Raw genomic sequence first — 26,731 nt, 5'->3', positions numbered from 1 at the left:
ACAGCTGTCCCCTCTTTCGAATACACGGAACCCGCAAAACTCCATCATGGACCCATCCCCTGGCTTGACCCTCGCGACACTCTTCGCCGATTTCGGCATGATTCTTTTTGCTCTGATCCTGGTTTTGCTCAACGGTTTTTTCGTTGCAGCGGAATTCGCCATGGTCAAATTGCGCTCGACCCGGGTCGAAGCCATTGCAGAAAAGAACGGCTGGCGCGGACATATCCTGCGCACCGTTCACAGTCAGCTCGACGCGTACCTGTCGGCCTGCCAACTGGGTATCACCCTGGCATCCCTCGGCCTCGGCTGGGTCGGTGAGCCGGCGTTCGCGCATATCCTCGAACCGGTCCTGAGTGCCGTAGGCGTCGAGTCCGCCGAAGTGGTCAAGGGCGTGTCGTTCTTCACCGCGTTCTTCATCATCTCCTACCTGCACATCGTGGTCGGCGAGCTGGCTCCAAAATCCTGGGCCATCCGCAAACCCGAGCTGCTGTCGTTGTGGACTGCGGTGCCGCTGTACCTGTTCTACTGGGCCATGTACCCGGCCATCTACCTGCTGAACGCCAGCGCCAACGCCATCCTGCGCATCGCTGGCCAGGGTGAACCCGGCCCTCATCACGACCACCATTACAGCCGCGAAGAACTGAAGCTGATCCTGCACTCCAGCCGCGGTCAGGACCCAAGCGACCAGGGCATGCGCGTGCTGGCTTCGGCGGTGGAAATGGGCGAGCTGGAAGTGGTCGACTGGGCCAATTCCCGGGAAGACCTGGTGACGCTGGAGTTCAATGCGCCGCTCAAGGAAATCCTGGCGATGTTCCGTCGCCACAAGTTCAGCCGTTATCCGGTGTACGACAGTGATACACAGGAGTTCGTCGGACTGCTGCACATCAAGGACCTGCTGCTGGAACTGGCGGCACTGGACCATATTCCCGAGTCGTTCAACCTTGCTGAGCTGACCCGCCCCCTGGAACGCGTATCGCGCCATATGCCGCTGTCGCAGCTGCTGGAGCAGTTCCGCAAGGGTGGCTCGCACTTCGCACTGGTTGAGGAGGCCGACGGCAACATCATTGGCTACCTGACCATGGAAGACGTGCTGGAAGTGCTGGTGGGCGACATTCAGGACGAACACCGTAAGGCCGAACGCGGAATCCTCGCGTATCAACCGGGCAAGCTGCTGGTACGCGGCGATACACCGCTGTTCAAGGTGGAACGACTGCTGGGCATTGACCTGGACCACGTTGAAGCCGAAACCCTTGCCGGGCTGGTGTATGACAGCCTGAAGCGGGTGCCGGAAGAGGAGGAGGTCCTGGAAGTCGAAGGCCTGCGGATCATCATCAAGAAGATGAAAGGGCCGAAGATTGTGTTGGCCAAGGTGTTGATGCTCGATTAATTGCAATGCGGGGAACCGCATTGACCCCAAAAGATCGCAGCCTGCGGCAGCTCCTACAGGGAATCGCAATCCCATGTAGGAGCTGCCGCAGGCTGCGATCTTTTGCTTTCAGAACCTATTGCTTGCCCAACGCAAAGTTGGGTAATGCACCTACCGGCTGATTGAACTGGTACGGTATCGACACCAGTCCCATCCCGGTATTGCGCTGTACCACAAAGTGCAAATGCGGCCCGCTGCTGTTGCCGGTATTGCCCGACAGCGCCAACGCAGTGCCCACCCCAACCCGCTGACCTTCCCGGACGCTGACCGAACCTTGCATCAGGTGCAGGTACACGCCCATGGTCCCGTCGTCGTGCAGCACCCGTACGAAGTTGCCTGATGGGTCGGTCCCCTGGCCGGCCTGGTTATTCTCGGTCTTCACCACCATCCCGCCTCGCGCCGCAATGATCGGCGTGCCTTCAGGCATGGCAATGTCCATGGCGTAGCGATTTTTCGCGCCGAAGTGACTGTATTGGCCGTTGGCACCCTGGCTCAGCCGAAACGGCCCACCCCGCCAGGGCAATGGGTAGCGATAAGCCAGGGCAGCCCCTGCAGGGTCGCCCAGGGAATATTTGAACGCCGGGGTATACACCAGCGGCTTTCCCGCCCGGGTGGCCGTGAGCAGCGCCAGGCGCAGGTTGCTGCGTGCCGGCAGCACCCGACGGATCGGGCGGCTCGGCGCACCGCTGACGTTCTTCAGACCGGCAAAACTCAATTCGATTTCGACCGGCGCGTACAGGTCATTGCGCACAAATACGCTATCAGCGCCCTGCTGTTTCTTGATGTCGAGGTACACCTGGCCTTCAAGGCGCTCGACCATGCGATCGCGGAAAACGAACACCTTGGCGCCTTTCGAGGGGCGGTCGCTGTAGGAGACCACGCCGTTGGCGTCCTTGGACTTGTAGATAGTCATGGCCACAACCGAGGTGGAGGCCAGGAAAAGACCACAGAAAAACAGCAAGCGCGCGAGCATGGGCAGAGGTTCTGTCGAGGAGAGTCCTGGGAGGGAGCCTAGCAGCTGCAATGGACCTGGGTAGGCGGCAGATGTTTCAAAATCGGCAGATCAATGGATGTGTGGTGAATCGGATGACGCCATCGCGAGCAGGCTCGCGATGGCGGCTTTCAGGCAACCAAGGATTTAAGCACCCGGCACAAAATGCTTCTGTACCGTACCACGTGCTATCAATCGCGATATGTAATCGAGCTTCTGAGCATCCTGGTCCACGAACCGGAAGGTCAGCTGCAACCACTCGCTGTCAGGCCTCGGTTCATAGGCGACGATGGCATGCAGGTAGCCGTTGAGACGCGCGATCTCGGCATTGTCGCCCTGCTCCAGGTCGAGCACGGCACTGTCGAGCACCTGCGGCAACGTGTCAGTACGCTTCACCACCAACAAGGCTTCCTTGAGGCTCAAGGCCTTGATCACGCACTGCTGGTTACCACTGGACAGGCGCAACTGCCCATGGCCGCGGCCTGCAGACGCAGACGGTGCAGCAGCGGCCTTGGGTGGCGAGTTGCTGATCAGGCCACGTGACGGCGTCGGAATCGCAGGCGCAGCAACCACGGTCGCCTGGCCACCGGTCAAGGCGTTGAGGGAGTCGTTGCCGAAGGCGGAGCTCATCTTCACCGGCGCGCTGCTCATCAACGCGTCGAGCTTGCCGACCTTGTTCAGGGCCTGCTTGACCTTGGTCAGTAACTGCTCGTTGTTGAAGGGCTTGCTGACGTAGCCGGAAACGCCTGCCTGGATCGCCTGGACAACGTTCTCCTTGTCGCCACGGCTGGTCACCATCACGAACGGCATGGTCTTGAGACGGTCCTGCTCGCGGCACCAGGTCAACAGTTCCAGGCCGGACATTTCCGGCATCTCCCAGTCACACAGGACCAGGTCGAATGTTTCCCTGGCCAGCAAGACCTGGGCCTTCCTGCCGTTGACGGCGTCCTCGATCCGAATGCCCGGAAAGTAATTGCGCAGGCATTTTTTCACCAGGTCACGAATGAATGACGCATCGTCCACGACCAAAACACTGACCTTACTCATCCATCACCCCTTCCAAAACCCCGGCAAGCTTAGCGCCTTGCTGATGGCACACTGCCATAAACTCTCAGTCACGCCGGGACTTTTCGTTCGCGGGGTGCTGCTTCGAATTCGTAAGCCACAAACAAAAACGCCCGACCAAAAGGCCGGGCGTTTCTCTTGGGCAAACTTACTTATCGTCAGCTACACCCGGAACATTAGCGGTTTCGCCACTTGTGCCTTCAACTTCTTCCTTCATGCGCTTCAAGCCCAGGTGACGCACATCGGTGCCGCGCACCAGATAGATCACCAGCTCGGAAATGTTGCGCGCGTGATCGCCGATTCGCTCCAGGGAACGCAGCACCCAGATGATGCTCAAGACCCGCGAGATAGAGCGCGGGTCTTCCATCATGTAGGTCGCCAGTTCACGCAGGGCGGTCTTGTATTCGCGATCGATGATCTTGTCGTACTGGGCTACCGACAATGCCAGGTCGGCATCGAAGCGGGCAAAAGCGTCCAGTGCGTCACGGACCATATTGCGCACCTGGTCGCCGATGTGACGCACTTCGACATAACCGCGCGGCGCTTCACCTTCTTCGCACAACTGAATGGCCCGGCGGGCGATCTTGGTCGCTTCGTCACCGATGCGCTCCAGGTCGATCACCGACTTGGAAATGCTGATGATCAAACGCAGGTCGGACGCCGCAGGTTGACGACGGGCCAGGATGCGCAGGCATTCTTCGTCGATGTTGCGTTCCATCTGGTTGATCTGGTCATCGATTTCGCGAACCTGCTGGGCCAGACCGGAATCGGCTTCGATCAGCGCGGTAACCGCGTCATTGACCTGCTTCTCGACCAGTCCGCCCATGGCCAGGAGGTGGCTGCGCACCTCCTCTAGCTCGGCGTTGAACTGCGCGGAGATGTGATGGGTAAGGCCTTCTTTACTAATCATGTTGGCGTCCTTGGAGCGTCCGGTAAGGTGCGGTGGACCGCAGCGTCAGTTCAGTGAACAACCACTATTGCTAGCCATAACGACCGGTAATGTAATCTTCGGTCTGCTTCTTCGCCGGATTGGTGAACAGGGTATCGGTGTCGCCGAATTCCACCAATTTGCCCATGTACATGAACGCTGTGTAGTCGGAGACCCGCGCGGCCTGTTGCATGTTGTGGGTCACGATGACGATGGTGAACTTCGATTTCAGCTCGTAGATCAGCTCTTCAACCTTCAGCGTGGAGATCGGGTCCAGAGCCGAACAGGGTTCGTCGAGCAGCAGCACTTCCGGCTCCACGGCGATGGTACGGGCAATCACCAGACGCTGCTGCTGACCACCGGAAAGGCCCAGTGCGGATTCGTGCAGGCGATCTTTTACCTCGTCCCACAAAGCCGCGCCCTTGAGCGCCCACTCCACGGCTTCATCAAGCACACGCTTCTTGTTGATGCCCTGGATGCGCAAGCCGTAGACCACGTTTTCGTAGATGGTCTTGGGGAACGGGTTCGGCTTCTGGAACACCATGCCCACGCGTCGACGCAGCTCTGCAACGTCTTCGCCTTTACGGTAGATGTTGTTGCCGTACAGGTTGATGGCGCCTTCCACACGGCAACCGTCGACCAGGTCGTTCATGCGATTGAAAGTACGCAGCAGCGTGGATTTGCCGCAGCCAGACGGGCCGATAAAGGCTGTGACGCGCTGTTTCGGGATGTTCATGCTGACGTCGAACAACGCCTGCTTGTCACCGTAGAACAGGCTCAGGCCAGGCACTTCGATAGCCACGGTTTCCTGCTCGAGGTTCAGGCTCTGTTTGTCGCGACCCAGGGCCGACATGTTGATGCCGTGGGTATGTGTTTCGTGTTGCATGGGAGGCTCCCTGTGCTAACAAATTCGGTTCGTTGAGCCACTGGCCTTGCCAATGGGTTACTGAAAATCTGTGGCTTGTGCCGGTCCCTGGGGGAGCTGGCTTGCCAGCGATGCAGGCGGTGCGGTGTTTCAAGTTACACCGCAGTAATGCCATCGCTGGCAAGCCAGCTCCCACAGGGTTTGTCTTAGCTATCTAAAGCTTTGTATTTTTCGCGCAGGTGGTTACGGATATAGACCGCCGACAGGTTCAAGGTCGCAATCACCAGCACCAGCAGCAACGCCGTGGCGTAGACCAGTGGGCGTGCGGCTTCGACGTTAGGGCTCTGGAAGCCGACGTCGTAGATATGGAAGCCCAGGTGCATGATTTTCTGATCGAGGTGAAGGTACGGGTAGTTACCGTCCAGCGGCAGCGACGGCGCCAGTTTCACCACACCCACCAGCATCAGCGGCGCCACTTCACCCGCGGCACGGGCAACGGCGAGGATCATGCCGGTCATCATCGCCGGGCTGGCCATCGGCAGTACGATCTTCCACAGGGTTTCCGCCTTGGTCGCGCCGAGGGCCAGCGAGCCTTCGCGCACGGTGCGAGGAATCCGCGCCAGGCCTTCTTCAGTGGCCACAATCACCACCGGCACCGCCAGCAGCGCCAGGGTCAGGGATGCCCAGAGCAACCCCGGAGTACCGAAAGTCGGCGCCGGCAGGGCTTCAGGGAAAAACAACCGGTCAACCGAGCCACCCAGGACATAAACGAAGAAGCCCAGGCCGAATACGCCGTACACGATGGCCGGTACACCGGCCAGGTTGTTCACCGCGATGCGGATCAGCCGGGTCATGGTGTTCTGCTTGGCGTATTCACGCAGGTACACCGCAGCCAGTACGCCAAACGGCGTCACGATCATCGCCATGATCAACGTCATCATCACGGTGCCGAAAATCGCCGGGAAAATCCCGCCTTCGGTGTTCGCTTCACGCGGATCGTCGCTCAGGAATTCCCAGACCTTGCTGAAGTAGAAGCCGATCTTGGTCATGGTGCCCATGGCGTTCGGCTGGTAGGCGTGAACCACTTTGCCGATGCCGATTTCGATCTCCTTGCCGTTGGCATCGCGGGCCGTCAGGCTGTCGCGATTGAACTGGGCATGCAGGTCGGCCAGGCGCGCTTCGATGTCCTGATAACGGGCATTGAGCTCGGCGCGCTCGGACTCCATGTCCGCTTGCGCGGTAGCGTCCAGCTTGCCGTCCAGTTCCAGTTTGCGGCCATGCAGGCGAATGCGTTCCAGTCCGGCGTTGATCGCGCCAATGTCGGACTTCTCCAGGGTCTTGAGCTCGCTCGCCAGCCTGTTCACGCGCTCGACACGGGCCTGCAACTCAGGCCACGCCGCCTCGCCTTCGGCGATGACTTTGCCATCCTGCTTAACGTTGACCAGGTAGCCGTAGAAGTTGCCCCACTCGCGGCGTTCGATCGCCATCAGCTCCGGCGGCGTCTTCTGGTTAGTCAGCCACTCGCCGACGACCCAGGTGAAGTCATTGCCGTTCAAGTCACGGTTGCCGACCTTGATCAGCTCACGAGTCATGAACTCCGGACCCTGCTCGGGCACCGGCAGGCCAGCGCTTTTGAGGCGCTCACGGGGCACTTCTTCTTTCTGCACCACTTCGCCGATGACCAGGTGATTGGCCTGGCCAGGCACGTCGTAGCTGGCGTGGATCAAGTCCGCCGGCCAGAAGTGGCCCAGGCCGCGCACGGCGATCACGGCCAGCAAGCCGATCGTCATGATGACCGCGATGGACACCGCGCCACCGCTGATCCAGACGCCCGGGGCGCCGCTCTTGAACCATCCGTTCAGGGAGTTCTGTTTCACAGACTTCTACCTTTCTTAAAGCGACGAGTATTTCTTGCGCAGACGCTGACGAATCAGTTCCGCGAGGGTGTTCATGACGAAGGTGAACAGCAGCAGCACCAAGGCCGAGAGGAACAGCACGCGGTAGTGGCTGCCGCCAACTTCCGATTCGGGCATTTCCACCGCAACGTTGGCGGCCAGTGTGCGCAGTCCTTCGAACAGGTTCATTTCCATGACCGGGGTGTTACCGGTGGCCATCAGCACGATCATCGTTTCACCGACCGCACGCCCCATGCCGATCATCAGCGCCGAGAAAATCCCCGGGCTGGCGGTGAGGATCACCACACGAGTCATGGTTTGCCAAGGCGTGGCGCCGAGGGCCAGGGAACCGAGGGTCAGGCCGCGAGGCACGCTGAACACGGCGTCTTCGGCGATGGAATAGATGTTCGGGATGACCGCGAAACCCATGGCCAGGCCAACCACCAGGGCGTTGCGCTGGTCGTAGGTGATGCCCAGGTCGTGGGAGATCCACATGCGCATGTCGCCGCCGAAGAACCAGTTTTCCATGTACGGGCTCATGTACAAAGACAGCCAGCCCACGAACAGGATCACCGGGATCAGAATCGCGCTTTCCCAACCGTCCGGCACTTTCAGGCGCACGGATTCAGGCAGGCGACTGAAGACGAAACCCGCCACCAGAATGCCGATCGGCAGGAGCATCAACAGGCTGAAAATGCCCGGCAAGTGTCCTTCCACGTAGGGCGCCAGGAACAGGCCGGCGAAGAAGCCGAGGATCACCGTCGGCATTGCTTCCATCAGCTCGATCACCGGCTTGACCTTGCGGCGCAGGCTCGGCGCCATGAAGTAGGCGGTGTAGATCGCGGCCGCTACGGCGAGTGGCGCGGCCAGCAGCATGGCGTAGAAGGCGGCTTTGAGGGTACCGAACGTTAGCGGGGACAGGCTCAGCTTGGGTTCAAAATCGGTGTTGGCGGCGGTCGATTGCCAGACGTATTTAGGCTCGTCGTAGTTCTCGTACCAGACCTTGCTCCACAGTGCGCTCCAGGAAACTTCCGGGTGCGGGTTATCGAGCAGCAGCGGTTGAATCTTGCCGCCGGCCTCGACGATCACGCGGTTAGCCCGTGGTGACAGGCCAAAAATGCCCTGGCCGTCGACGACCTGATCCACCAGCAGGGTGCGGTGTGCGGTGCTGTGGAACACGCCGAGCTTGCCGGATGCATCCAGGGCGATGAAGCCTTTGCGACGCTCTTCGGCAGTGATCTCAACGATGGGCGTGGTGCCCATCTGGAAGGTGCGAATCTGTTTCAGGCGCTGTTCGCCATCCGGGTCGCGAGCCATGAACCACTGGGCCAGGCCACCCTTGGAATCGCCGAGGATCAGCGAGATACCGCCCACCAGCTGAGTGCTGGCGGTGATCTGCGCCTCGCCATCTTCAAGCAGCTTGTAACGACCGTTGAGGCTCTTGTCGCGCAGGCTGAACACGTCGGCCTGGGCACGCCCATTGATTACGTACAACCACTGCTGGCGCGGGTCGACGAAGATGTTTTTCACCGTCTCGGTCATCTGCGGCAGATCGATACGCTTCTGCTCGCTGGTGACTTCGCCGGTCATCATGTTTTCTTCGCGGGTCAGCGACAACACGTTGAGCTGCGCACCCGTGGAGCCCACCAGCAACAGGGTCGAATCTGTGGCGTTGAGGCTGATATGCTCCAGCGCCCCGCCCGCTTCGTTCAACGCGATCGGGGTCTCGCCATACGGGTATTCAATGGCTGGCGAGATGGTCTTATTGCCGTCGGGATAGCTAACTTTGTAAGTGTGGCGGAACACCAAAGCCTGGCCGTTGGAAAAGCCGACCGCAACCAATGGGGAACCCGGCTGGTCTTCACCGATGGAAGTGACCTGGCTACCAGCCGGGACCGGCAAGTCGACACGACGCAGCTCTGCGCCGCTGTCGATGTCGAAAAACAACGCCTGGCCCTTGTCCGAAACCCGCATGGCCACCTTGTTCTGTTCTTCCAGGGAGATCATCAGCGGCTTGCCGGCGTCCTGCATCCAGGCAGGCGTGATCGAGTCCTTGGCCGTCAGGTCGGCGCCTTGAAACAGCGGCGCGACAACGTAGCCCAGGAAGAAGAAAATCAGCGTGATCGCCCCAAGCACGGCAAGGCCGCCAATGAGGACGTACCAACGCGTCAGGCGGTCTTTGAGCGCGCGCATACGGCGCTTGCGTTGCAACTCAGGCGTATTGAAATCAATTCGCTTGGGGGGATTTGTAGTCATTGTGGAATTGGCCAGATCATTCATTCGCACACCCTAGCGATCCTGTATGACAGAAAGATGACAGTGCAGTGACGCGACAAATCCGCCGCCTGTGGAAACTGGCAGCGGAGCGGGAATTGGAGGCGTGTGGGGAACCCTGTAGGAGCTGTCGAGTGCAACGAGGCTGCGATCTTTTGATCTTGCTGATAAAAGCCAGATCCAAAGATCGCAGCCTCGTTGCACTCGACAGCTCCTACACAGCTCCTGCACACGGAGTCCGGGGTTTCCCCGGACTCAGGGTTTTACTTTTTTGCGACTTCAGCGCCGCCTTCCTGCAGACCCAGGTCAGCCAGTGCTTTTGCAGCAACTTTGGCTGGCAGTGGGATGTAGCCGTCTTTCACTACAACTTCCTGGCCTTGCTTGGACAGAACCAGCTTCACGAACTCAGCTTCCAGCGGGGCCAGAGGCTTGTTCGGCGCCTTGTTGACGTACACGTAGAGGAAGCGCGACAGCGGGTATTTGCCGTTCAGGGCGTTTTCTTCGGTGTCTTCGATGAAGTCAGTGCTGCCTTTCTTGGCCAGTGCCACGGTCTTCACGCTGGCAGTCTTGTAACCGATGCCCGAGTAACCGATGCCGTTCAGCGAGGAGCTGATGGACTGCACGACCGAAGCCGAACCAGGTTGTTCGTTGACGTTCGGCTTGTAGTCGCCTTTACACAGGGCTTCTTCCTTGAAGTAGCCGTAGGTGCCCGATACCGAGTTACGACCGAACAACTGAACCGGCTTGTTCGCCAGGTCGCCGGTCACACCCAGGTCGCCCCAGGTTTTAACGTCGGCTTTACCACCGCACAGACGAGTCGACGAGAATACCGCGTCGACTTGTTCCATGGTCATGTGCTGGATCGGGTTGTCCTTGTGCACGAACACAGCCAAGGCGTCCACGGCAACCGGGATGGCGGTTGGCTTGTAGCCGTACTTGGTTTCAAAGGCCTGCAGCTCGTTGTCCTTCATCTTGCGGCTCATCGGGCCCAGGTTGGCGGTGCCTTCAGTCAGCGCAGGTGGCGCGGTGGAGGAACCAGCGGCCTGAATCTGGATGTTTACGTTCGGGTATTCTTTTTTGTAGTTCTCGGCCCACAAGGTCATGAGGTTGGCCAGAGTATCGGAGCCGACGCTGGACAGGTTGCCCGACACACCAGTGGTCTTGGTGTAGCTCGGGATAGCAGGGTCAACAGCGGCAACCGCGTTGGCAGTCGCAACGCCAGCAGCGACAAAAGTCATTGCCGCCATCAAACGCTTCAGTTTCATGCCTTACTCCTAGCAGATAGGGTGTGTTAAGTCGGGGCCAAGTATTAGCAGGCCGTGTGAACACTCTATGGCTGAAATATGACAATTGGATGAAAGGCCACCATTCGATGCCGGAAGGGAGACCCGCGTTGCCCGCATCGCGAGCAGGCTCACTCCCACAGCGGTTCTGAAGTGATTACAGAGTCAGTGTGGGAGCGAGCCTGCTCGCGACGGGGTCGGCAAGATTGAAGAAGATTGCGCGCTAGCGCCCCTTCTTCCAGAGGTACCCACCCACCACTATCCCGACGCCACAAATGATCGCGACATAGTAGGCCGGGCCCATCGGGCTTTCCTTGAGCAGCAGGGTCACCACCATCGGCGTCAGGCCGCCGAAGATGGCGTAGGCCAGGTTGTAGGAAAACGACAGCCCGCTGAAGCGCACCACCGCCGGGAAGGCCTTGACCATCACGTAGGGCACCGCACCGATGGTGCCTACCAGCAAGCCGGTCAGGGCATACATCGGGAACAGCCAGTCGGGGTGGTTGAACAGGCTGTGATAGAAGGTCCACGAGCTGATCAGCAACGCGGCGCTGCCGAACACGAATACCCGACCTGCGCCAAAGCGGTCTGCCAGTGCGCCGGACGCAACACACCCCAGGCTCAGGAAGACGATGGCGAGGCTGTTGGCCTGCAAGGCGACGGTTGGCGCGAAATGGTAGACGGTCTGCAGCACGGTCGGGGTCATGAGAATGACGACGATGATGCCGGCAGACAGCAACCAGGTCAGCAGCATGGAAATCAGGATAGCGCCACGATGGTCACGCAACACGGCCTTGAGCGGCACTTCTTCGGCCAGCGCTTTGCGCAGTTGCAGCTCGGCAAATACCGGGGTCTCGTGCAGCCAGCGACGCAGGTAAACCGAGAACAGGCCAAACACGCCCCCCAGCAGGAACGGGATACGCCAGGCGTAATCAGCGACTTCGGTGGGGGTGTAAAGGCTGTTGATCGCGGTGGCGACCAATGAGCCCAGGAGGATGCCGGCGGTCAGGCCGCTGGTCAGGGTGCCGCAGGCGTAGCCGATGTGACGCTGGGGCACATGCTCGGAAACGAAAACCCACGCGCCGGGCACTTCCCCGCCGATAGCCGCGCCCTGGATGACCCGCATCACCAGCAACAAAATCGGTGCCCACATGCCGATCTGCGCGTAGGTTGGCAGCAGACCCATGATCAGGGTCGGCACCGCCATCATGAAAATGCTCAAGGTAAACATTTTCTTGCGGCCCAGCAGGTCGCCGAAGTGCGCCATGACAATGCCGCCCAACGGGCGCGCCAGGTAACCGGCAGCGAAGATGCCGAAGGTCTGCATCAGCCGCAGCCACTCGGGCATGTCGGCCGGGAAGAACAGTTTGCCCACCACCGTGGCGAAAAATACGAAGATGATGAAGTCGTAGAATTCCAGCGCACCACCGAGGGCGGACAGCGACAGGGTCTTGTAGTCATTCCGAGTCAGCGGACGTGCGGGTTGTGTTGGCTGCGCGACGCTCGAGGGCGCTGTGGTCATGGCAAGGCTTCTCTTATAGTCGAATCTGCAACCTCAACAGCTCTGGCCGAGGCTTGGGCAGGTCCGGCACGATAGCAAATTGTTCGAAAAAGCACATGGATGTGCATATTTGACGGTCAAAATGAGAACCCGACGGTCGTCTCGGAGTCTACCGACCGATATACTCGCAATCCTGCAAGGATTTGACTGGGTTGCTGTGCGAAAACGCCTGCCGGGGTACATAGGCGATTTCGCAGAGTTTCCCTTTTAGGCGCCTTTCGAAAAACGTGACGAACGTAGTATGTTCGGGGCTGAATCGTTTTTTCTTAGGACGGCTATTCACCTGAAGTACCAATGAAGACTCACGGGTCAGAGGCCCCCCCGGCATGATAGAGCTCGAACAAGAAGATCCAATCCCGCAAGGCGACCTGGCCCTGCAAATCACTGCATTGCCGCGCGAAACCAACGGCTTCGGCGATATTTTCGGCGGTTGGCTGGTGGCGCAGATGGATTTGGCTGGCACTGCGATGGCCAGCAAGGTCGCGGGCGGTCGCGTAGCTACCGTGGCGATCGATCGCATGGCGTTCCTGGTACCTGTAGCGGTAGGCGCCCAGCTCTCCTTCTATACCCAGGCCCTGGAAATCGGCCGTAGCTCGATCCAGATGATGGTTGAGGTGTGGAGCGACGATCCGCTGTCCAGCGAATGGCGCAAGGTCACCGAAGCGGTGTTCGTGTTCGTTGCCATCGACGGCAGTGGGCGTACCCGTTCGGTTCCGTCCAGAGCTCGATAGCCCTAAAGCGTCAAACGCCGGGAGCGTTTTGCGGTCCATTGCAGCCCTGTTCCAGATTGAGAGTCGCCCCATGAGCACGCCCAACGTAGAAGCCATGAAACTGGATGACCTGAACTGCTGGCGCATCCGCCACGGTCAGGCCGAATTGCTGGTCGCCCAGCAAGGCGCGCAAATCCTCAGCTATCAGTTGGCCGGCCAACCGCCGCTGATCTGGCTCAACGATGAGGCAGTGTTCAACACCGGCAAGAGCATTCGTGCCGGTGTGCCCGTCTGCTGGCCATGGTTCGGCAATCTGGCGCGCAACCCGCAAAGCGTTCAGGCCATGCGTTCCAGCCAGGAGCCGGCGACGGCCCACGGGTTTGTCCGGGCGATGGACTGGGAGCTGGCCGGCATCGAGACCGAGGGTGAAACCCTGAAGGTCGAGTTCGCCCTGCCCTACCCCGATGGCGGCTTTCCAGGCTGGCGGCATGAAATGGATCTGAAGCTGAGCATTCGCCTGGATGAGCAGCTGCACATCGGCCTGACCAGTCATAACCGCGGCAACTCAAGCGTCACGATCAGCCAGGCATTGCACAGCTATTTCGCGGTCAGCGATGTGCGCACTGTGCATATCGAGGGCCTGGATGGCTTGAACTACATCGAGACGCTGGATGACTGGAAAACCGTGAAGCAGATCGGTGACCTGCAGTTCACCGGCGAGACTGATCGCATCTATCTCGATACGCCCCAAACGCTGAGCATTGTTGACCCGGCGTGGGAACGGCGGATCGAGCTGCGCAGCAGCGGTTCGCGCTCGGCGGTGATCTGGAATCCGTGGGTTGAGCGCGCGGCAGCGTTCAGCGACATGGCTGACGATGGCTGGCAGCGCATGCTGTGCATCGAGACGGCGAATGTGATGGACGATGTGGTGGTGCTGGCGCCGGGGTCGAGTCACACGCTTGGTGTGAGCATCGCCAGCAAGCCGCTTTAAAAGCATCGCTTTTACCGGACACCTACAAATCCGACTCCTGCACCACCCGCACCGTGGCCGCATCCAGGGCATACGCCGCATCAGCCAGGTCGTTAGTGACCTGCTCGACTTTCAGCGTGCCGGTGACCCACAGCGGCGTGTAGATATCATCCAGCTTCAAGCCTTTTGGGTAACGCACCAGCACCAGCTGATTGGGCGGCGGTGGTGGCACGTGGATGCAGGCGCCTGGATAGGGCACCAGGAAGAACAGCGTGCTGCGACCCTTGGCGTCGCTCTCCAGCGGCACCGGATAACCACCGATACGAATCTTTTTGTCGTTCATCGACGCTACGGTTTTGGTCGAATACATCACTGCGGGCAAGCCCTTGCTCTGCTTCATGCCACCTTTTTCGGTAAAGGTGCCATCGCCTTCGGGAGAGTCGTGATCGATTTCCGGCATGGCCTCGAGGGCCTTCTGGTCGGACTTGGGCATCAATTGCAGCCAGTCGGTTTCCGGCAGCTCACTGCCATGGACGAGGCCGGCGCCCAATAAAAGTACGGTCAACAGAATGCGGCGCATGGAGGTGCTCGGGTTTGGGGGAATGTTGGAACGCCGAGCATTCTAGCCCTCTCTGCACGCCGCGCAGAGAGGGCTTTGTCGCTTGAATCAGTTCTTTTTGATCAAGCCGTAGATCACCAGCAAAATCACGGCACCGACCAGCGCGCCCAGGAAACCTGCGCCTTCGCCGGCCTGGTAGAAGCCCAACGCCTGGCCGCCATAAGTGGCCGCCAGCGAACCGCCGATACCGAGCAAGATGGTCATGATCCAGCCCATGCTGTCATCGCCCGGTTTCAGGAAACGCGCCAGCAGGCCGACGATCAAGCCGATAAAGATGGTTCCAATAATTCCCATGACATTTCCCTCTGATTGAATGGCTATGCAGAAGACTAGTCAGACTTTCGCATACTGCCATCAGAGAACGGCGGGCCTTGAATGGTTCCGCCGCTGTCAGGTGAAACTATTCGGCGATGAGCGCTTCGACCTTGATGATCTGCTGCTCCAGCGTAGCCTTGTCGGCGCAGCGCAGGTTGGCATGACCGACCTTGCGACCAGCCTTGAACGCCTTGCCATAGTGATGCAGGTGGCAATCGGCGATGGCGATCACTCTCTCTACCGGCGGCACGACGCCGATGAAGTTGAGCATGGCGCTCTCACCGACCTTGGCCGTCGAGCCCAGCGGCAAGCCGGCAACGGCGCGCAGATGGTTCTCGAACTGGCTGCACTCGGCGCCTTCCGTCGTCCAGTGTCCGGAGTTGTGAACGCGAGGGGCGATTTCGTTGGCCTTGAGACCACCGTCAACCTCGAAGAACTCGAACGCCATCACGCCCACATAATCCAGGTGTTTGAGCACGCGGCTTGAGTAATCTTCGGCCAGGCCCTGCAGGGGGTGATCGGTACTGGCCACGGACAGCTTCAAGATGCCGCTGTCATGAGTGTTGTGCACCAGCGGGTAGAACCTGGTTTCGCCATCGCGAGCGCGCACGGCAATCAGCGAAACTTCCCCGGTAAAAGGTACAAAGCCTTCCAGCAGGCAGGCCACGCTGCCCAGTTCGGCAAACGTACCTGTTACATCTTCGGGTTTGCGCAGGACTTTCTGACCCTTGCCGTCGTAACCCAGGGTACGGGTTTTCAACACGGCAGGCAGGCCGATAGACGCCACTGCGGCGTCCAGGTCGGCTTGCGACTGGATGTCGGCGAACGCTGGCGTCGGTATCTCCAGGTCCTTGAACATGCTCTTCTCGAACCAGCGATCACGCGCGATTCGCAGGGCTTCGGCGCTCGGGTACACCGGAACGAACTGTGAGAGAAATGCGACGGTTTCCGCCGGTACGCTCTCGAATTCGAAAGTCACCAGATCGACTTCATCTGCCAGCTGGCGCAGGTGATCCTGATCGCCATAATCGGCCTGCAGATGCTCGCCCAACGCGGCTGCGCAAGCATCCGGCGCAGGGTCCAGGAAAGCGAAGTTCATACCCAGCGGGGTGCCCGCCAACGCCAACATGCGACCCAACTGGCCGCCACCGATTACACCGATCTTCATCGTCAACAACCTCAGGCGATGCGTGGGTCTGGATTTTCCAGGACGCTGTCTGTCTGCTCAGCGCGGAATGTTTTCAGCACCGCGTGGAAGTGCGGGTGCTTGGCGCCCAGGATGCTTGCCGAGAGCAAGGCTGCGTTGATTGCACCGGCCTTGCCGATGGCCAGCGTGGCGACCGGAATGCCCGCAGGCATCTGTACGATGGACAGCAGCGAGTCGACGCCCGAAAGCATGGACGACTGCACAGGGACGCCCAGCACTGGCAGGTGGGTCTTGGCCGCACACATGCCTGGCAGGTGCGCCGCGCCGCCGGCACCGGCGATAATCACCTCGATGCCACGCGCCTCGGCCTCTTCGGCATACTGGAACAGCAGGTCCGGGGTACGGTGGGCAGAGACCACTTTCACCTCGTAAGGAATGCCGAGCTTTTCCAGCATATCGGCGGTGTGGCTAAGGGTGGACCAATCGGACTTGGAGCCCATGATCACGCCAACCAGTGCACTCATCGTCGTGCCTCTTCTCTCTGGGCGCCCGCAGGCGCGTCAAAAAACAACAAGCCACGCGGGAAATCCGGCGTGGCTTGTTGTACGAATTCAGGCCGGTCGAACCGGCCAAAGGCCGCGCAGTATACCGTAATGAAGCAGATAAACAGCCCCCGAAACGACCATCTGTCCTACGGCGCAAAGTGCCGGTTTTATTGACCTGAAGGTCAGCCAACAAGATCAAAAGATCGCAGCCTTCGGCAGCTCCTGCGCCGATCTCTTCAGGAGCTGCCGAAGGCTGCGATCTTGGCGTCCGTAAACACAGCGCAGTTTATGAACCCTGCGCCGCGCCGCCTTCCAGCTTGCGCCACAACAATCGCACGTTCGCCTTGCGAACCAGCGCACAGCGATACAGACGAATTTCCAGCGGCACATGCCATTGCGGGCCGCCGCATACCACCAGCTCCCCGCGCGCCAGCTCGGCGCGCACACTCAGTTGCGGCACCCACGCTATCCCCAGGCCTTCGAGCGCCATGCTCTTGAGGCTGTCGGCCATCGCCGTCTCGTAGATGGTGGTGAAGCGCAGTGCCCGCTGGCGCAGCAGCATATTGACCGAACGCCCCAGGAATGCACCGGCGCTGTAGGCCAGCAGCGGCACACTGCCTTCGCCTTCGAGATCGAACAGTGGCTTGCCATCGGCATCGGCGGCGCACACCGGGAGCATTTCGGTCTGGCCCAAGTGTAGAGACGGGAAAATCTCGGGGTCCATCTGCATCGCAGCGTCAGGGTCATAGAACGCGAGCATCAGATCGCAGCCGCCTTCGCGCAACGCATGCACCGCGTCACCTACGTTAGTGGCGACCAGTCGAGTGGCGATGTTCAGGCCTTCGTTGCGCAACTGCGCAATCCAGCGCGGAAAAAAGCCCAGGGCCAACGAGTGCGCCGCAGCGACTTGCATGACCTCACCCTGCCCGCCTTCCAAGTGATGCAGGTGGCGCAGCACTTCACCGAGTTGCTCGACCACCGTTCGTGCGGTGACCAGAAACAACTGCCCCGCCGCCGTCAGTTCAATCGGCGTGCGCGAGCGGTTGACCAGCTGCAGACCCAGCGCCGTTTCCAGGCTGCGGATGCGCCGGCTGAAGGCAGGCTGCGTCACAAAACGGCGTTCGGCGGCCTGGGAGAAACTTCGGGTAGCGGCCAGGGCACTGAAGTCCTCGAGCCATTTACTTTCCAGATTCATCAAGTCCTCCCGGACACGCACCAAATTAGGTCACACGCTCTTTACCAACACGGCGTCACATTCCCATTATGCCGAATTTGCATAGGTCAGTGTTTAACAGCATTGGCCGAAAACTCTCTACAAGCCTAGCATTTGCAGTGTTCCGGCACAGCCCGGGTCCATATTGAGATGATTTCTATCATGTCCTCCGCTGCATCTTTCCGCACAGAAAAAGACCTGCTTGGCGTACTTGAAGTACCTGCTCAAGCGTATTACGGCATCCAGACCCTGCGAGCGGTGAATAATTTCCGTCTCTCCGGCGTTCCGATTTCGCATTACCCGAAGCTGGTTGTCGGCTTGGCAATGGTCAAACAGGCCGCCGCTGACGCCAACCGCGAGCTGGGTCACCTGAGCGAAGCCAAGCACGCTGCCATCAGCGAAGCCTGTGCACGATTGATCCGCGGTGATTTCCACGAAGAGTTCGTGGTGGACATGATTCAAGGCGGCGCTGGCACTTCGACCAACATGAATGCCAACGAAGTCATCGCCAACATCGCACTGGAGGCCATGGGTCACCAGAAAGGCGAATACCAATACCTGCACCCGAACAACGACGTGAACATGGCGCAGTCGACCAACGACGCCTACCCGACTGCGATCCGCCTGGGTCTGCTGCTGGGTCACGACGCACTGCTGGCCAGCCTCGACAGCCTGATCCAGGCGTTCGCCGCCAAGGGTGAAGAATTCAGCCACGTGTTGAAGATGGGGCGTACCCAGCTGCAAGACGCCGTGCCGATGACCCTCGGCCAGGAATTCCGCGCCTTCGCCACCACCCTGAGTGAAGACCTGGCACGCCTGAAGACACTGGCTCCCGAGTTGCTGACTGAAGTGAACCTGGGCGGCACAGCCATCGGTACCGGCATCAACGCCGACCCGCGCTACCAGCACCTGGCCGTTCAGCGCCTGGCGTTGATCAGCGGACAACCGCTGGTACCGGCTGCCGACCTGATCGAAGCCACCTCGGACATGGGCGCCTTCGTGCTGTTCTCCGGCATGCTCAAGCGTACAGCAGTCAAACTGTCGAAGATCTGCAACGACCTGCGACTGCTGTCCAGCGGCCCGCGCACCGGCATCAACGAAATCAACCTGCCGGCACGTCAGCCAGGCAGCTCGATCATGCCCGGCAAGGTCAACCCGGTAATCCCGGAAGCAGTGAACCAGGTGGCGTTCCAGATCATCGGCAACGACCTGGCCCTGACCATTGCGGCCGAAGGCGGCCAGCTGCAGCTGAACGTGATGGAGCCGCTGATCGCGTTCAAGATCTTCGACTCGATCCGCCTGCTGCAACGCGCCATGGACATGCTGCGCGAGCACTGCATCGTCGGCATCACCGCCAACGAAGAACGCTGCCGTGAACTGGTCGAGCACTCGATCGGCCTGGTCACCGCACTGAACCCGTACATCGGCTATGAAAACGCCACCCGCATCGCCCGTATTGCCCTGGAAAGCGGCCGTGGCGTGCTGGAGCTGGTGCGTGAAGAAGGCTTGCTCGACGACGAAATGCTCGCCGACATCCTGCGCCCGGAAAACATGATTGCTCCGCGTCTGGTCCCGCTTAAAGCCTGAGCCGACACGTTGTTTGCAGTACCGCTCACCAGGTCGAGGGACTAGACACCTCTCACCTTTTGAGGGCTTGGGGACTTGCTCCCCAGGCCCTTTTTTTTACCGAAAAACCCGTGGGAGCGAGCCAGCTCGCGATGGCGGTGGCAAACCTGGATTAGATGGGACTGATAAACCGCTTTCGCGAGCAGGCTCGCTCCCACACAAAAGCATGGGTATAGTGCCGCCCCTCTTCGCGTGAGCGGTCGTCGGTAACGAGACCCAAACCCATGCGAAACCCGAACTAATAACAAACCCGCGATTTGGAACCGGGACGAAAACTTCGCCTCGCCTGTTTTGCCGTGCGCAAATCGGTGTAACGCGATGTTTCTGCCCCGCCCAGCATTTGCCTACACAAAAAAACAGCGAGGAATAATCCATGCTCGAAGTCATTAACGACTTCCTCTCAGGAAAAGTACTGATCGTGCTCATTGTCGGGCTCGGTAGCTACTTCACGATCCGCTCGCGTTTCGTACAACTGCGCCACTTCTTCCACATGTTCGCGGTGTTCCGTGACAGCCTCAAAAGCAGCGCCGGGCAATTGAGTTCGTTCCAGGCCCTGATGCTCAGCCTCGCCGGCCGCGTCGGTGCAGGCAACATCGCCGGGGTCGGCATCGCCGTGACCCTGGGTGGCCCGGGCGCTGTGTTCTGGATGTGGGTAACTGCACTGGTCGGCATGTCCAGCAGCTTCTTCGAATGTTCCCTCGGCCAGCTCTACAAGCGCTGCGATTCCGAAGGCCAGTACCGTGGCGGCCCGTCCTACTACATCCAGCACGGCCTGCAGAAACGCTGGCTGGGCATGATCATGGCATTCCTGCTGCTGATCACCTTCGGCTTCGCCTTCAACGGCTTGCAGTCCCACGCCGTGACCCACTCGCTGAACAACGCCTTCGGGCTAGACACCACTTACACCGGTATCGGTCTGGCAGTGCTGCTGGGCCTGGTGTTCATTGGTGGTATCAAGCGTATCGCCAAGGTCGCCGACCTGCTGGTTCCCGTAAAAACCCTGGTGTACATCGGCGTGACCATCTACGTGATCGTGCTGCAGTTCGATCAAGTGCCAGGCATGTTGATGACCATCGTCAAAAGCGCTTTCGGTCTCGACCAGGCGTTCGGCGGCCTGATCGGCAGCGCGATCATCATGGGCGTGAAGCGCGGCGTGTTCGCCAACGAAGCAGGCCTGGGCAGTGCGCCTAACGTGGCGGCGGTGGCTTCGGTCGAGCACCCGGTGGCACAAGGCGTGGTGCAGGCGTTCAGTGTGTTCCTGGATACTTTCGTGATCTGCACCTGTACCGCTCTGCTGATCCTGCTCTCGGGTTTCTATACCCCTGGTTTCGAAGGCGATGGCATTGCCCTGACCCAGAACTCGCTGGCAGCCGTAGTGGGCGAGTGGGGCCGGATGTTCATTTCCGTGGCGCTGGCCCTGTTTGTGTTCACTTCGATTCTCTACAACTACTACCTGGGCGAGAGCAACCTGCGCTTCCTGATCGGTGAAAACCGCAAGGCGCTGATGGGTTACCGCGCGTTGGTATTGGTGCTGATCTTCTGGGGCGCGATCGAAAACCTGGGCACGGTGTTCGCATTCGCCGACATCACCATGACCATGCTGGCCTTCGTCAACCTGATCGCGCTGTTCCTGCTGTTTAACGTCGGCATGCGCATCCTGCGTGACTACGACGACCAGCGCGCTGCCGGCATCAAGACGCCGGTGTTCGATTCGAGCAAGTTCCCGGACCTGGACCTCGACCTGAACGCCTGGCCAGCCAAGCCACCAGCCGCAGCCACCCAGGCTGAAGCTGAAGCGCAAGGCGTACCCGCAGCGCAACGCTGATCGGTGAATGACGGGCGCATCCCCTGCGCTCGTCAGTTAAAATGTAAAACCTGTGAGAGCAAGCCTGCTCGCGATGGCGCTACGACAGACACTGCAATGTCGGCTGCCAGTGCGCTATCGCGAGCAGGCTCACTCCCACACGTCATGTCTTGCGGAGATTTGCCCATGGTTCCCAGTTCCTACCCTGCCGCCCAGCACGTCATGGTGCTCTACACCGGCGGCACCATCGGCATGCAGGCCAGTGCCAACGGCCTGGCCCCGGCGTCCGGTTTCGAAGCACGAATGCGCGAATACCTGCACAGCCAGCCTGAGCTGGTGGTGCCCCAGTGGCGTTTTCGCGAGATGTCGCCGCTGATCGACAGCGCCAACATGAGCCCGACGTATTGGCAGCAACTGCGTGAAGCGGTGGTTGACGCCGTCGATGTCCAGGGCTGCGACAGCGTGTTGATCCTGCATGGCACCGACACGCTCGCCTTCAGCGCGGCGGCCATGAGCTTTCAGTTGCTCGGCCTGCAGGCCCGGGTATGTTTCACCGGTTCGATGCTGCCGGCCGGCGTCGCTGACAGCGATGCCTGGGAAAATCTCGGCGGAGCATTGGTGGCGCTTGGGCATGGCGTGGCCCCAGGTGTGCATTTGTATTTCCATGGCGAACTGCTGGACCCGACTCGTTGCGCGAAAGTACGCAGTTTCGGTCGGCACCCGTTCAAGCGTCTGGAGCGTCAGGGTGGTGGTGCGAAAGCGTCTGCTGTGCCGATGCAGCTTGGCTACCAGCAACACAGGCAGCTGGCGAAAGTGGCAGTGATGCCGCTATTCCCAGGGATTGGCGCCGAGCAACTGGACGGCGTGCTCAACAGCGGCATTCAAGGCCTGGTACTGGAGTGCTACGGCAGCGGCACCGGGCCGAGCGACAACCCCGAGTTTCTCGCCGCGCTGTCGCGGGCCCGGGATAAAGGTGTGGTGGTGGTCGCGGTAACCCAGTGCCATGAAGGTGGCGTAGAGCTGGACGTGTACGAAGCTGGCAGCCGATTGCGCGGCGTTGGCGTGCTTTCCGGCGGCGGCATGACCCGTGAAGCGGCGTTCGGCAAGTTGCATGCGTTACTGGGTGCCGGTCTGGACTCCGCTGAGGTACAGCGGCTGGTCGAGCTGGACCTGTGCGGCGAGCTCAGCTGACATACAAAACCTGTGGGAGCTTGCTCGCGATAGCGGACGTCAGTCACATCAATGTTGAATGTGCCGCCGCATCGCGGGCAAGCCCGCTCCCACAGGTTGATCATTGGGCACATAACTTGCTGCGTTCCAGCCATCCCCAGGCTGGAAGCCGCCCATGCTCCACTCCCACCTCACCACCCTCAACGCCGTTTCCCTCGTGCTTGACGCCTTCAAGGCCAAAGGCCTGTCCAGCGACGCCCTGCTCGCCGGCAGCGGTATCAGTGCGGCGGATCTGAACCGGGCGGACACGCGCATCACGACCAACCAGGAGATGCAGGTCTGCGCCAACGCGGTCGCGCTCAAGCGTGATATCGGCCTGGAACTGGGCCGGAGAATGCACGTTTCATCCTACGGCATGCTCGGTTATGCCCTGCTCACCAGTGCCACCTTCGGTGACGCTTTGCGCCTGGCGATGCGCTATCCGGCGCTGTTGGGAACACTTTTCGAGTTGAGCCTGGAAGAGGACGATGAGCGCATCTGGTTCGTCGCCGCCGATTACCGGGAGAACCCGGCACTGGCGGTGTTCAACGCCGAGTTCTGCCTGGTGTCGTTGAAAGTCATCTGCGACGACCTCCTCGGGCACCCCCTGCCGTTGCTGGCGGCGCGCCTGGAACACCCGGCGCCTGACTATCAGGCGATCTACGCCGAGCACTTCGACTGCGCCCTGCACTTCGACGCGCGGGACAACGCGTTCGCCTTCGACAAGCGCTGGCTGGACCACCCCCTGCCACTGGCCGACACCATCACCCATCAAGCCATGGCCGAGCGCTGCCGCAAGCAGAATCTCGAATTCACTGGACGGCAGGCATGGCTGGGGCGGATCCGGCAGTTGCTGCGCGCACAGCTCAATGCCGCACCGGGCCTCGAAGGCCTGGCGCAGCAGATGAATTGCTCCGCGCGCACGTTACGTCGCCATCTCAAGGAGTTGGGGTGCAGCTATCAGGAACTGCTCGACGAGTTGCGCTTCGAACAGGCCAAACACATGTTGTGCGAAGACCAGATGCCGATCTACCGGATTGCTGAAGCGCTGGGCTTCAGCGAGACCGCCAGTTTTCGACATGCATTCGTGCGCTGGAGTGGCGTAGCGCCAAGCCAGTTCCGCCCCTGAAAAATCGTTTAGGGGCGAATTTCGGTCACATTTTTTGGCCATATTGATCCCCTTTTGGCCTTTCCTGCCGTTCTCCGAATTGCCCTGCGCGAGCAAGACTGTGTTCAACCGAATCAGCCTGCGGAGAACAAGAAATGCTGACCATCTACTCTGACGACCATCACCTGCACCACGGCCGCTGCGAATTGATAGACGGGCAACTCAAGCCCTGCTTTGAAATGCCCTCGCGTGCAGACCACGTGCTGCAACGCGTGCAGAACCAGAACCTCGGCCCCGTGCATGCACCGAAAGATTTCGGCCTCGACCCCATCGCCCGTATCCACAGCCGCGACTACCTGGACTTCTTCAAGGGCGCCTGGACACGCTGGACTGAATTTAATACTGACGGCGACTTGCTGCCGTACACCTGGCCGGCGCGGACCTTGCGTGCAATCAAACCCACCAGTCTGCACGGCCAACTCGGCTACTACAGCTTCGACGGCGGCGCCCCGATTACCGCCGGCACCTGGCAGGCGGCCTACAGCGCAGCGCAAGTTGCACTCACCGCACAGGCCCAGATCCAGGCCGGCGCCCACAGTGCCTTTGCCCTTTGCCGCCCACCGGGACACCACGCGGCCAGCGACTTGATGGGTGGGTACTGCTACCTCAACAACGCCGCCATTGCCGCTCAAGCCTTCCTCGACCAAGGCCATGGGAAAGTCGCAATCCTCGACGTCGACTACCACCACGGCAACGGCACCCAATCGATTTTCTACGAGCGCAACGACGTACTGTTCACCTCGATCCACGGCCATCCGGAAGCCGAGTTTCCGTTCTTTCTCGGCTACGATGATGAGCTGGGTGAAGGCGCAGGCGAAGGCTTCAACTTCAACTACCCATTGCCCGCTGGCAGCGGCTGGGATGCCTGGAGCGCGGCGCTGGAACAAGCCTGCAAAGAAATCGAAACATACGGTGCCGACATCGTTGTGGTGTCCTTGGGTGTCGATACATTCAAGGACGACCCGATCTCTCAATTCAAGCTCGACAGCCCGGATTACCTGGCGATGGGCGAGCGCATCGCCAAGCTGGGGGTGCCGACCCTGTTCGTGATGGAAGGCGGCTATGCCGTGGAGGAAATCGGCATCAATGCGGTGAACGTTCTTGAAGGTTTCGAACGCGCTCAATGAGGAAACAATAACAATGAACAGACTCAAGCGTCTTATCGCGCCAGTGTTGTGCGCCACGGTGCTCGGCGGCGCAGCTCAGGCTGAAGAGCGAACCTTGCGCGTCTACAACTGGTTCGACTACATCACCCCCAAGGCCCTGGAAGACTTCAAGGCACAAAACACCCAGACCAAACTGGTCTACGACATCTTCGACACCAATGAAGCGCTCGAAGCCAAGTTGCTGACCGGTAACTCCGGCTACGATGTGGTGGTGCCGTCCAACGTGTTCCTCGCCAAACAGATCGAGGCAGGCGTGTTCCAGCCGCTGGACCGCAGCAAACTGCCGAATTGGAGTCACCTTGATCCCAAGTTGATGAAGCTGATCGAAGCCAACGACCCGGGCAACAAATTTGCGGTGCCCTACATGTACGGCACCATCCTGATCGGTTTCAACCCGGACAAGGTCAAGGCCGCCCTGGGCGACAAGGCGCCTGTCGACAGTTGGGACCTGATCTTCAAGGAAGAAAACATCAGCAAGCTCAAGCAGTGCGGAGTCGCCCTGCTGGATTCGCCATCGGAGATCCTGCCACTGGCCCTGCAATACCTCGGCCTGGACCCAAACAGCAAGCAGCCTGCGGACTACGCCAAGGCTGAAGCTCTGCTGATGAAAATCCGGCCCTATGTCACCTACTTCCACTCCTCCAAGTACATGGCCGACATCGCCAACGGTGACATCTGCGTTGCCGTCGGTTACTCGGGCAGCTTCTCCCAGGCCGCCAACCGCGCCAAGGAAGCCAACAATGGTGTGAGCGTCGACATGCGCCTGCCCAGGGAAGGCGCACCGATCTGGTTCGATATGCTGGCTATTCCAAAGGGTGCGAAGAACACCGAAGACGCTTACACCTTCATCAATTATCTGCTGCAACCGCAGGTGATTGCGCCGGTCAGCGACTTCGTCGGTTACCCCAACCCGAACAAGGACGCTACCGAACTGGTTGACCCGGCGATTCGCAATAACCCCAACCTGTACCCGACCGACTCGGCGATGAGCACGCTCTATACCCTGCAACCTCTGCCGCGCGATGCCGAACGGGCACGCACCCGTGCCTGGACCAAAATCAAGTCAGGCACTTGAGTAATCATTGAGCTGAGCCTGTCGATGGACTGTTACGCACACTCAATGAGCCGGCACTGCGCACGCCCTATCTGGACCTGAAACCGCTGGCAAATATCGCCTCGTAGCGGCTACCGGCGCCAAACCTTTTCCAGGCGGCCCAGTGCAGCGCGGATGGCTTGCTCTGGAACCGCCGCGAAACCCAGGACCAGTCCGGCCCGCTGGCCCAGGGGGGTTGAAGAGTCCGGCAACCAATAGCTGCTCAGCGGATTGATCTCCACATCGACGCTGGCGGCCTGCTCGACCAGCTCCTGCTCTCGGCGCGGCGAGTCGACCGCCACCGTCAGATGCAGCCCGGCGGCCACGCCGGGCAGGCTGCCGATGCCGGCAATCGCCTGCGGCCAACCAGCCAGGAGGGTATTACGTCGGCTAAGAGCGGCGCGGCGCATGCGGCGGATGTGCCGCTGGAAATGCCCGGCGGCCATGAACTCGGCCATGACCGCCTGGGTGCTGACCTCGGAATGTCGCACGTCCACCGCCCGACGCTGGGAAAACGCCTGCACCAGTGCTGGCGGCAACACCAGGTATCCCAGGCGCAGCGCCGGAAAGGCGACTTTGCCAAAAGTGCCGACGTACAAGACCCGGCCGTGGCGATCGAGTGCCGCCAGCGGTGCCAGGGGGGCGCCGCTGTAACGGTATTCTCCGTCATAGTCATCCTCGACGATCCAGCCTCCGTTGCGTTCAGCCCAGGCCAGCAACTCCAGTCGCCGCGCCAGGCTCATCACCACCCCTGTGGGGTATTGATGAGAAGGCGTTACGTAGGCGAGGCGGCAATCGTCAAGGCTGGCCAGCTGGTTGCAATCAATACCCTCATTGTCCACCGCCACCCCATGCAAC

Annotated in this window: 23 protein-coding genes; 9 read left to right on the top strand and 14 right to left on the bottom strand. The window is 60.2% G+C overall.

The genetic code is table 11. The features are described 5' to 3' along the window. Positions 1 to 46 precede the first annotated feature (46 nt). Positions 47 to 1,387, top strand: a complete 1,341-nt coding sequence (locus UB23_RS02760; RefSeq protein WP_045057810.1) for a hemolysin family protein — start codon at positions 47 to 49, stop codon at positions 1,385 to 1,387. 115 nt (positions 1,388 to 1,502) lie between these two features. Here UB23_RS02760 and UB23_RS02755 read toward each other — a convergent pair whose 3' ends face one another. The 8 genes from UB23_RS02755 to UB23_RS02720 all read right to left on the bottom strand — a co-directional run bounded on the left by UB23_RS02755 (position 1,503) and on the right by UB23_RS02720 (position 12,249). Next, complete coding sequence (locus UB23_RS02755; RefSeq protein WP_045057809.1) at positions 1,503 to 2,399, bottom strand: peptidoglycan DD-metalloendopeptidase family protein; 897 nt, start codon at positions 2,397 to 2,399, stop codon at positions 1,503 to 1,505. Between the two features lie 165 nt (positions 2,400 to 2,564). Beyond that, a complete protein-coding gene (locus UB23_RS02750) occupies positions 2,565 to 3,464 on the bottom strand; it encodes a response regulator (protein ID WP_045057808.1) in 900 nt (299 codons plus the stop codon). Between the two features lie 166 nt (positions 3,465 to 3,630). Beyond that, positions 3,631 to 4,392, bottom strand: a complete 762-nt coding sequence (phoU, locus tag UB23_RS02745; RefSeq protein ID WP_045057807.1) for a phosphate signaling complex protein PhoU — start codon at positions 4,390 to 4,392, stop codon at positions 3,631 to 3,633. A 70-nt stretch (positions 4,393 to 4,462) separates the two neighbouring features. Further along, positions 4,463 to 5,296, bottom strand: a complete 834-nt coding sequence (pstB, locus tag UB23_RS02740) for a phosphate ABC transporter ATP-binding protein PstB (RefSeq protein ID WP_045057806.1) — start codon at positions 5,294 to 5,296, stop codon at positions 4,463 to 4,465. Positions 5,297 to 5,481: 185 nt separating this feature from the next. Next, positions 5,482 to 7,152: a phosphate ABC transporter permease PstA gene (gene pstA / locus UB23_RS02735; protein WP_045057805.1), complete on the bottom strand. Its 1,671-nt coding sequence runs from the start codon at positions 7,150 to 7,152 to the stop codon at positions 5,482 to 5,484. Positions 7,153 to 7,167: 15 nt separating this feature from the next. After that, positions 7,168 to 9,450, bottom strand: a complete 2,283-nt coding sequence (locus UB23_RS02730; protein WP_045057804.1) for an ABC transporter permease subunit — start codon at positions 9,448 to 9,450, stop codon at positions 7,168 to 7,170. Positions 9,451 to 9,707: 257 nt separating this feature from the next. Further along, on the bottom strand, positions 9,708 to 10,709 hold the full coding sequence (locus UB23_RS02725; RefSeq protein WP_045057803.1) for a phosphate ABC transporter substrate-binding protein PstS: 1,002 nt from the start codon (positions 10,707 to 10,709) through the stop codon (positions 9,708 to 9,710). 241 nt (positions 10,710 to 10,950) lie between these two features. Next, positions 10,951 to 12,249, bottom strand: a complete 1,299-nt coding sequence (locus tag UB23_RS02720) for an MFS transporter (RefSeq protein WP_045057802.1) — start codon at positions 12,247 to 12,249, stop codon at positions 10,951 to 10,953. Positions 12,250 to 12,614: 365 nt separating this feature from the next. On the opposite strand from UB23_RS02720, the gene UB23_RS02715 reads away from it, so the two are divergent. Together UB23_RS02715 and UB23_RS02710 are read left to right on the top strand one after the other, a co-directional pair. Continuing rightward, positions 12,615 to 13,019, top strand: coding sequence for an acyl-CoA thioesterase (locus UB23_RS02715; RefSeq protein ID WP_003176975.1), 405 nt, complete (start codon positions 12,615 to 12,617; stop codon positions 13,017 to 13,019). Between the two features lie 70 nt (positions 13,020 to 13,089). Then, on the top strand, positions 13,090 to 13,989 hold the full coding sequence (locus UB23_RS02710) for a D-hexose-6-phosphate mutarotase (RefSeq protein ID WP_045057801.1): 900 nt from the start codon (positions 13,090 to 13,092) through the stop codon (positions 13,987 to 13,989). A gap of 22 nt (positions 13,990 to 14,011) precedes the next feature. Here the strand turns inward: UB23_RS02710 and UB23_RS02705 are convergent, their stop codons facing one another. From UB23_RS02705 to UB23_RS02685, 5 genes are all read right to left on the bottom strand, one after another. Further along, positions 14,012 to 14,548, bottom strand: a complete 537-nt coding sequence (locus UB23_RS02705; protein WP_045057800.1) for a DUF3299 domain-containing protein — start codon at positions 14,546 to 14,548, stop codon at positions 14,012 to 14,014. Between the two features lie 87 nt (positions 14,549 to 14,635). Then, positions 14,636 to 14,881, bottom strand: coding sequence for a GlsB/YeaQ/YmgE family stress response membrane protein (locus tag UB23_RS02700; protein ID WP_045057799.1), 246 nt, complete (start codon positions 14,879 to 14,881; stop codon positions 14,636 to 14,638). Positions 14,882 to 14,987: 106 nt separating this feature from the next. Continuing rightward, complete coding sequence (locus tag UB23_RS02695; RefSeq protein ID WP_045057798.1) at positions 14,988 to 16,070, bottom strand: 5-(carboxyamino)imidazole ribonucleotide synthase; 1,083 nt, start codon at positions 16,068 to 16,070, stop codon at positions 14,988 to 14,990. Between the two features lie 11 nt (positions 16,071 to 16,081). Further along, the gene (gene purE / locus UB23_RS02690; RefSeq protein WP_045057797.1) at positions 16,082 to 16,573 is read right to left on the bottom strand and encodes a 5-(carboxyamino)imidazole ribonucleotide mutase; all 492 of its coding nucleotides are present in this window, start codon (positions 16,571 to 16,573) and stop codon (positions 16,082 to 16,084) included. 307 nt (positions 16,574 to 16,880) lie between these two features. Beyond that, positions 16,881 to 17,789, bottom strand: coding sequence for a LysR substrate-binding domain-containing protein (locus UB23_RS02685; protein WP_045057796.1), 909 nt, complete (start codon positions 17,787 to 17,789; stop codon positions 16,881 to 16,883). A 180-nt stretch (positions 17,790 to 17,969) separates the two neighbouring features. Here UB23_RS02685 and aspA point away from each other — a divergent pair, with 180 nt between their 5' ends. The 6 genes from aspA to UB23_RS02655 all read left to right on the top strand — a co-directional run bounded on the left by aspA (position 17,970) and on the right by UB23_RS02655 (position 25,855). Continuing rightward, complete coding sequence (gene aspA, locus UB23_RS02680; protein ID WP_045057795.1) at positions 17,970 to 19,394, top strand: aspartate ammonia-lyase; 1,425 nt, start codon at positions 17,970 to 17,972, stop codon at positions 19,392 to 19,394. 412 nt (positions 19,395 to 19,806) lie between these two features. Then, positions 19,807 to 21,258, top strand: coding sequence for an alanine/glycine:cation symporter family protein (locus UB23_RS02675; protein WP_045057794.1), 1,452 nt, complete (start codon positions 19,807 to 19,809; stop codon positions 21,256 to 21,258). A gap of 165 nt (positions 21,259 to 21,423) precedes the next feature. Continuing rightward, positions 21,424 to 22,428, top strand: coding sequence for an asparaginase (locus UB23_RS02670; RefSeq protein WP_045057793.1), 1,005 nt, complete (start codon positions 21,424 to 21,426; stop codon positions 22,426 to 22,428). Between the two features lie 154 nt (positions 22,429 to 22,582). Then, the gene (locus UB23_RS02665; RefSeq protein ID WP_045057792.1) at positions 22,583 to 23,575 is read left to right on the top strand and encodes an AraC family transcriptional regulator; all 993 of its coding nucleotides are present in this window, start codon (positions 22,583 to 22,585) and stop codon (positions 23,573 to 23,575) included. Between the two features lie 134 nt (positions 23,576 to 23,709). Next, the gene (locus tag UB23_RS02660; protein WP_045057791.1) at positions 23,710 to 24,741 is read left to right on the top strand and encodes a histone deacetylase family protein; all 1,032 of its coding nucleotides are present in this window, start codon (positions 23,710 to 23,712) and stop codon (positions 24,739 to 24,741) included. Between the two features lie 13 nt (positions 24,742 to 24,754). Beyond that, positions 24,755 to 25,855: a polyamine ABC transporter substrate-binding protein gene (locus UB23_RS02655; protein ID WP_045057790.1), complete on the top strand. Its 1,101-nt coding sequence runs from the start codon at positions 24,755 to 24,757 to the stop codon at positions 25,853 to 25,855. Positions 25,856 to 25,965: 110 nt separating this feature from the next. Here the strand turns inward: UB23_RS02655 and UB23_RS02650 are convergent. After that, positions 25,966 to 26,731 (bottom strand): aminotransferase-like domain-containing protein (locus UB23_RS02650; protein ID WP_045057789.1); only part of this gene is annotated, 766 nt, incomplete at its 5' end.

The organism is Pseudomonas sp. ES3-33 (genome assembly GCF_000952175.1).
Classification (GTDB): domain Bacteria; phylum Pseudomonadota; class Gammaproteobacteria; order Pseudomonadales; family Pseudomonadaceae; genus Aquipseudomonas; species Aquipseudomonas gregormendelii.
The sequence above is the reverse complement of the archived record's forward strand: the minus strand, read 5'-3'. Positions and strand labels throughout refer to the sequence as shown.